Origin of the sequence: Pseudoroseomonas cervicalis ATCC 49957 (assembly GCF_000164635.1) — a bacterium.
Classification (GTDB): Bacteria; Pseudomonadota; Alphaproteobacteria; order Acetobacterales; family Acetobacteraceae; genus Pseudoroseomonas; species Pseudoroseomonas cervicalis.
Genome location: NZ_GG770777.1, coordinates 1,454,216 through 1,460,948, shown reverse-complemented (window position 1 = coordinate 1,460,948; position 6,733 = coordinate 1,454,216). Strand labels below are relative to the sequence as shown.

The window sequence follows — 6,733 nt, the reverse complement described above, 5'->3', positions numbered from 1 at the left end:
GGCTGCTCGGCGCCGGGTGAGGCGGGCGGGGCGCGCCCCGCCCTGGCCGGAGGGCCTCAGTCGAGGCGGGCGCCGGAGACGCGCACCACCTCGCGCCACTTGGCGTTCTCGCGCTCGATGAAGGCGCCGAAGGCGGCGGCGTCGAGCGGGCGCGGGTCGGAGCCGACATCGCGCAGCCGGGCGGTGGCGGCGGGCTCGGCCACGATGTCGAGCACCATCTTGCTCAGCCGGTCGGTGATCGCCTTGGGGGTGCGGGCATGCGCCTGCACGCCGAACCAGGCCTCCGCCTCGAAATCGGCGACGCCGAGCTCGGCCACCGTCGGCACGTCCGGCAGGGCGAACCAGCGCTTGCTGCTGGTCACGGCCAGGGCGCGCAGCCGGCCTTCCTGGATGTGCGGCAGGTAGGGCGGCAGGTTGTCCACGGCCAGGTCGATGCGCCCGGCCAGCAGGTCGGGGATGACGGTGGCGCTGCCGCGATAGGGGATGTGGGTCAGCTTGGTGCTGGTGCGGAACTTCAGCAGCTCGCCGCACATATGGCCCGAGGTGCCGTTGCCCGGCGTGCCATACATCAGCTCCTGGCCCTTGGCGGTCTCCAGCAGCTGGCGGAAGTCGCGGATCGGGCTGGCGGCCGGCACGGTGATGACATTGGCCAGCGAATTGACCAGCGCGACCGGCGCCAGATCCTTGGGATCGTAGGGCATCCGGGAATAGAGGTACTGGTTGATGCTGGCGGTGCCGATGGTGCACATCAGCAGGGTGTGGCCATCCGGCTCGGCCTTGGCCACCATGTCGCAGCCCAGGATGCCGCCGGCGCCGGGGCGGTTGTCCACCACCACGGGCTGGCCGAGCATCTGGCTCATCCGCTCGGCGATGACGCGGGCGGTGACATCGGTGGCGCCGCCGCCGGGGAAGGGCACGACCAGGCGCACGGCGCGGTTGGGGAAGTTGCCGGTGGCCTGGGCCTGGGCCTGGGCGCGCAGCAGGGCGGGAGCGGCCAGCAGGCCGGCACCGGCCAGGGCGAGGCGGCGGGTCAGCGTCATTGCGCGATCCTTCGAGAACGTTTCCACCTTCGGATAGACGCAGCGGCGCCGGGCCGCAACCCGCGGCCGCATGACGGTTTCTTCGCGCTTCCTGCGGGTTGCGCGCCGGGGTGGAAGGCCGCGCCAGGGCTTGGCGACCGGCGGTTGCCCGCCGGCCGCGCCGCGGGGGCTACTCGACCTTGGCGCCGGAGCGGCGCACCACCTCGGCCCATTTCTTCACCTCGGCGGCGACGAAGGCCTCATAGGCCGCCGGGCTGGTGCCGCCGCCGGGGATCAGGTCCGGCTTCATGCCGCCGAGATCGGCCAGCCGCGCCCAGGTCTCCGCCTCGCCGACGATGGCGTTGATCTCGGCGCCGAGCTTCTCGACGATCGGGCGCGGGGTGCGGGCCGGGGCCTGCACGCCGAACCAGCCGGTGGCCTCGACGCCGGGGAAGCCGGCCTCGGCGGTGGTCGGCACGTCGGGCAGCGCGGCGCTGCGGGTGGCGGTGGTCACCGCCAGCGCGCGCAGCCGCCCGTCACGGATATGGCCGATGGCGGAGGGGAGGTTGTCCACGCCGACCTCGACCCGGCCGGCCATGATCTCGGCCAGCATCGGCCCGGCGCCGCGGAAGGGGATGTGGGTGAGCTGCACCCCGGCCTCGATCTTCAGCAGCTCGCCCGTCATGTGCAGCGAGGTGCCGGCGCCGGAGGAGCCGATGTTGAGCTGGCCCGGCCGCTGCTTGGCCAGCGCCACCAGCTCGGCCAGCGTCTTCACGGGGAGGCTGTTGGTGACGAAGATGACGTTGGGCACGCGGATCAGCAGGCCGACATTGGCCAGGTCCTCGGGCTTGTAGGGCATGGTGGCGCCGTAGAGCGCGTAGTTGATGGCGCCCGAGGAGACGGTCTGCATCAGGAAGGTGTAGCCGTCCGGGTCGGCCTTGGCGACGACGTCGGAGCCGACATTGCCGCCCGCGCCGGCGCGGTTCTCCACCGGGAAGGGCTGGCCCAGGCGCTGCTGCAGCCGCCCGGCCAGGATGCGGGCGGCGATGTCGGTGGTGCCGGCGGGGACGAAGGGCACGATGATGCGCACGGGGCGGTTGGGCCAGCTGGTGGCGTCGGCGGGCTGCGCCAGGGCGGGGTGCCGCGACGCGGCGAGCGGCAGGGCGGTGGCGGCGGCGCCGAGCAGGGCGCGGCGGTGCAGGAACGGCATGGTGTTTCTCCTCCCGGCGGCACGGCCTCACGGGCCCGTGCTTCTTTCGGTCTTCCGTCGTGCCGAATCCGGACCGTTCCAGGCAAGCGCAATTCGCATCCGCGCGCGCCGAAAACGCCAACGGGGCCCAAAGGCCCCGTCGTGATTCCACCCTGTTGGCCGCCCCCCTGGCGGGGCGGGGCCTGGATCGACCCCATCCCCACCGGACGGCGGCAGCCCGAAAGAAAAGCAGCCTGAAAGATTAACGGGAGGTGCGGATTTCGGTGGCCAGCGTCATCTCGTCCACGCGCGGGGTGTAGGTCAGGCCGCGGCGCAGGCCCCAGACGCTCTTCTGGGTGTGCAGCGGGATCACCGCCACATCCTGCATGGCCAGGCGCATGGCCTCCTGCATCGCCTTCTCGCGCTCGCCCTCGTTCAGGTTGGCGAGGCCGGCGGCGGTGATCTGGTCCATGCGCGGGTTGGAGTAGCGGCCGTAATTGGACAGGCCGAGCCCGCTCTCCGGCGTGCGGGTGCCGAGGATGGCGCGCAGCGAGGTCGAGGGCTCGCCGGTCGAGTTGCTCCAGCCCAGCAGGTAGATCGAGGTCTCGGCGCGGTTCAGCCGGCCGATCAGCGTGGCCAGCGGCTGCGCGTCGACGCTGGTGCGCACGCCGATGCGGCTCCACATCTGCGCCACCACCTGGATGATCTGCGCGTCGTTGACGTAGCGGTCATTCGGGCCGCGCAGCGTGACCGTGAAGCCGTTCGGGTAGCCGGCCTCGGCCAGCAGGCGCCGGGCGCGCTCGGCGTCGAAGCGCGGCACGGCGATCGACGGGTCGTAGCCGAAGGCGCCCTGCGGCATGAACTGCCCGGCCGGGACGGCGGCGCCCTCCATGATGCGGCTGGCGATGGCCTCGCGGTTGATGGCGATGGACAGCGCCTCGCGCACGCGGCGGTCCTGCAGCGGGTTCTTGTCCAGCCGCTCGCCATTCGGGCCGGTGATGTCGGGGGTGCCGGCATCGCGGAACACGTCGAGGCCCAGGAAGATCAGCCGCAGGCTGGTGCCCTCGGCGATCGTCACGCGGTTGTCGGCGCGGATGCGGGTCAGGTCCTGGGTCGGCACATTGTCGATCATCGCCACATCGCCCGACAGCAGCGCCGCGACGCGCGAGCCGGCATTGGTGATGATGCGGTAGTCGACGCGCTGCCATTCGGGCTTGCTGCCCCAGTAGCCGTCGTTGCGCTCCATCACCACGCGGTCATTCGGCGCGTAGCTGACGAAGCGGAAGGGACCGGTGCCGATCGCCGTCTGCGCGCTGTTGAAGCTGGCCGAGGCGACGTTCTCGCCGAGGCTGCGCGGCAGGATGAAGATGGCCGCGACATCGCTCGGCAGCAGCGGGTAGGGGGCGGCGGTCTTCAGCCGGAGGGTGCGGGCATCGACCACCTCCACCCCGGTGATGGCGCGGGTGTAGACGGCGAAGCTGGAGGGGCTCTGCACCGTCGGCACGCGCTTCAGGCTGTAGGCCACATCCTCGGCGGTCAGCGGCGCGCCATTGTGGAAGGTCACACCCTCGCGCAGGCGGAACTCCCAGGTGGTCTCGTCCACCGGGCGCCAGGATTCGGCCAGGCCCGGCACCAGCCGCGCATTCTCGTCGCGCTTGATCAGCGTGTCGAAGATGTGGTGCGACAGCATGATGCTGGGCGTCAGCGTGTAGTAGTGCGGGTCGATGCTGGCCGGCGGCGCGGAGACCGCCATGCTCAGCGAGGCCGTCGCCTGGGCCGCCGCCGGCTGCGCCGCGAAGGGCAGCAGGGTGGCCAGCGCCGCGCCCAGCAGGGCGGCGCGGCGGGGGGTGGGGGTGATGCGGCTCATGCCTTGCTCTCCTCGGCCTGGCCATCGGCCGGCCAGCCCAGCTCCTCCTGCACCAGGCTCACCCAGTAGGCGGCGCCGAGGCCCAGGATCTCGTCGTTGAAATCGTATTGCGGCGTGTGGACGTTGTGGAAGCTGCCATCCGGGTTCACGCCATTGCCGATGCGCATGAACACGCCCGGCTTCTCCCGCAGCATGAAGGCGAAATCCTCGCCGCCGGTGGAGAGCTGGACCTCGCCCACCTTGTCGGCGCCGACCAGGGCGCGGGCGGCGGCCAGCGCGGCCGGCACCTTCTCGGCCGCGTTCACCGTGGGCGGGCACAGCTCGTCATAGGTCAGCGTCGCGGTGCAGCCATTGGCGGCGGCCAGCGTCTCGGCCAGCTCCTGCAGGCGGCGGCGGATGATCGCCTGGTCGCCCTTCTCGAAGTAGCGGGCGGTGCCGCGCACCACCACCTTGGCCGGCATCACGTTGGGCGAGCCGTAGCTGCCGCCCGCGACATGCCCGACCGAGAGCGCGGCGCTGGCCGTCGGGTGCAGGTTGCGCGGCAGGATGGTGTGGATGGCCAGCAGGAACTGGCCGAGCGCCACGGTGGCGTCGGTCGCCAGATGCGGCGCGCCGCCGCCATGGCCGCCGGTGCCGTGGAACTCGACGCCCCAGAAATCGGCCCCCGCCAGCACCGGGCCGGGGCGGGTGGCGAAGCTGCCGACCGGCAGGCCCGGCGAATTGTGCATGCCGTAGACGGAATCGACGGGGAAGCGCTCGAACAGCTGGTCGCGGATCATCGCCGCGGCGCCGGTCCCGGCCTCCTCGGCCGGCTGGAAGATGAACTGCACGGTGCCGGCGAAATCCGGCTTGGCCGCCAGATACCTGGCGGCGCCGAGCAGCATGGCGGTGTGGCCGTCATGGCCGCAGGCATGCATCTTGCCGGGCACGGTGGAGGCGTGGGCGAGGCCGGTCTCCTCCTGGATGAACAGCGCGTCCATGTCGGCGCGCAGCCCGATGGCGCGCTGGCCGGGCCGGCTGCCCTTCAGCGTGCCGACGACACCGGTGCCGCCGACGCCCTCGGTGACCTCGATGCCCCAGTCCCGCAGCTTGCCGGCGACGAGGGCCGCGGTGCGGTGCTCCTCGAAGCGGGTCTCGGGGTGGCGGTGGATATCCTGCCGGATCTCCTTCAGCTCCGGCTCGAATGCCCTGATCTCGTCGAGGATGTCCTGCCGCATCGTCTCTCTCCGCTGGCCCGCAAGGGGCGCGAAACTGAGCCGCGCCCGGGGCCCGGTCAACCGGTCAGCAGGTTTGACCTATGTCCATCATAGTGGAACCATGTCTCCCGGAGCCGCCCGCTCCGCCCGAACCCCTGACGAGTCGCCGCCATGACCGAGACCCTTGCCCCCGAGATCCGTGACGCCGGCGAGGCCGACCTCCCCGGCATCCTGGCCATCTTCAACCAGGCGATCCGCGAGAGCCTGGCGGTCTGGCACACCGAGGAGACGACGCTGGAGGCAAGGCGGGACTGGCTGGCGCAGCGCCAGGGGCGCGGCCTGCCGGTGCTGGTGGCGGTGCGCGGGGGGGAGGTGCTGGGCTTCGCCAGCTATGGCGATTTCCGCCCCTTCGCCGGCTTCGCCGCGACCGTCGAGCATTCGGTCTATGTCGACCCGGCGGCGCAGGGGCAGGGGCTGGGCCGCGCCCTGCTGGCGGCGCTGATCGACCGCGCCCGGGCGGCCGGGCTGCATGTGATGGTCGCCGGCATCGAGGCCGGCAACACCGCCTCCATCGCCCTGCACGCCAAGGCGGGGTTCGAGGAGGCGGGGCTGCTGCGCGAGGTGGGCCGGAAATTCGGCCGCTGGCTCGACCTGCGCTTCATGACCCTGCGGCTGTAGCCGCGCGGATCACCCGGCGGCGGTGACGCCGGGGATGGCCGGCCGCTCCGGGTAGATGTCCCGGTAGGCGTGCCAGGTGGCGTGGCCGATCAGCGGCAGCGCCACCACCAGGCCGAGGAACAGCGGCACCAGGGCGAGGCCGGTGAACAGCACGATCAGCCCGGCCCAGAGCGCCATCGCCCGCCAGTTCTCCATCACCCCCTGCCAGGAGGCGATGATCGCCTCCACCGCCGAGATGTCGCGCTCCACCAGCATCGGGATGGAGAGCGCGCCGATGCCGAAGGTCAGCGCCGCCAGCAGGAAGCCGGTGGCGGTGCCGGCGATCAGGAAGGGCAGCAGCCGCTCCTCGCGCAGCAGGGCGAGCGGCAGCGCCTCCAGCGGCGGCGCGAAGCCGGGGCCGAAGCAGAGGGCGAAGAGCAGCCCGGCCAGCCGCACCCAGAACAGGTGGATCAGCAGCAGCGCCCCGCCCAGCAGGGCGAGCTGCGAGGCGTTGCGGCGGAAGGCGGCGAGCGCCTGCCTCCAGCCGCAATCGAGGCCCAGCTCGCGCCGGCGCGACGCCTCGTAGAGCCCGGCGGCCAGCAGCGGCGCCACCAGGAAGAAGCCGGCGGTGGCGGGCAGGATGGCCCAGAGCGTGCCGACCTGCTGCGACAGCAGCGCCAGCGCCCAGCCGGCGACCGCCAGCACCGCGCCATAGGACAGGCCAAGCCCGGGCGCGGCCCAGAGGTCGTTCCAGCCGGCGGCGAGCCAGGCCCAGGGCCGGTCATGCGCCACGCTGCGCGGCGCC

General features: G+C 72.4%; 6 protein-coding genes. 1 reads left to right on the top strand and 5 read right to left on the bottom strand.

Going from position 1 to position 6,733, the window contains the following annotated elements; genetic code table 11:
• Window positions 1-56 precede the first annotated feature (56 nt).
• From HMPREF0731_RS06335 to HMPREF0731_RS06320, 4 genes are all read right to left on the bottom strand, one after another.
• Complete coding sequence (locus HMPREF0731_RS06335; protein WP_007003223.1) at window positions 57-1,040, bottom strand: Bug family tripartite tricarboxylate transporter substrate binding protein; 984 nt, start codon at window positions 1,038-1,040, stop codon at window positions 57-59.
• 169 nt (window positions 1,041-1,209) lie between these two features.
• On the bottom strand, window positions 1,210-2,229 hold the full coding sequence (locus tag HMPREF0731_RS06330; RefSeq protein ID WP_007003222.1) for a Bug family tripartite tricarboxylate transporter substrate binding protein: 1,020 nt from the start codon (window positions 2,227-2,229) through the stop codon (window positions 1,210-1,212).
• Between the two features lie 241 nt (window positions 2,230-2,470).
• On the bottom strand, window positions 2,471-4,075 hold the full coding sequence (locus HMPREF0731_RS06325) for an ABC transporter substrate-binding protein (protein ID WP_007003221.1): 1,605 nt from the start codon (window positions 4,073-4,075) through the stop codon (window positions 2,471-2,473).
• Window positions 4,072-5,292 (bottom strand): amidohydrolase, encoded by a 1,221-nt coding sequence (locus HMPREF0731_RS06320; RefSeq protein ID WP_007003220.1) that lies wholly within the window; start codon window positions 5,290-5,292, stop codon window positions 4,072-4,074. The genes HMPREF0731_RS06325 and HMPREF0731_RS06320 overlap by 4 nt, the downstream gene beginning before the upstream one ends.
• Window positions 5,293-5,442: 150 nt before the next feature.
• Between HMPREF0731_RS06320 and HMPREF0731_RS06315 the strand changes: the two genes are divergently transcribed.
• Window positions 5,443-5,949 (top strand): GNAT family N-acetyltransferase, encoded by a 507-nt coding sequence (locus HMPREF0731_RS06315; protein ID WP_007003219.1) that lies wholly within the window; start codon window positions 5,443-5,445, stop codon window positions 5,947-5,949.
• 9 nt (window positions 5,950-5,958) lie between these two features.
• Here HMPREF0731_RS06315 and HMPREF0731_RS06310 read toward each other — a convergent pair.
• On the bottom strand, window positions 5,959-6,733 hold a 775-nt coding region (locus HMPREF0731_RS06310; RefSeq protein WP_007003218.1), incomplete at its 5' end, for a DUF2189 domain-containing protein.

Excerpts from the sequence above, each read along its gene's own strand:
- HMPREF0731_RS06335 (WP_007003223.1), bottom strand. The coding sequence starts at position 1,040 with ATGACGCTGACCCGCCGCCTCGCCCTGGCCGGTGCCGGCCTGCTGGCC.
- HMPREF0731_RS06330 (WP_007003222.1), bottom strand. The coding sequence starts at position 2,229 with ATGCCGTTCCTGCACCGCCGCGCCCTGCTCGGCGCCGCCGCCACCGCC.
- HMPREF0731_RS06325 (WP_007003221.1), bottom strand. The coding sequence starts at position 4,075 with ATGAGCCGCATCACCCCCACCCCCCGCCGCGCCGCCCTGCTGGGCGCG.
- HMPREF0731_RS06320 (WP_007003220.1), bottom strand. The coding sequence starts at position 5,292 with ATGCGGCAGGACATCCTCGACGAGATCAGGGCATTCGAGCCGGAGCTG.
- HMPREF0731_RS06315 (WP_007003219.1), top strand. The coding sequence starts at position 5,443 with ATGACCGAGACCCTTGCCCCCGAGATCCGTGACGCCGGCGAGGCCGAC.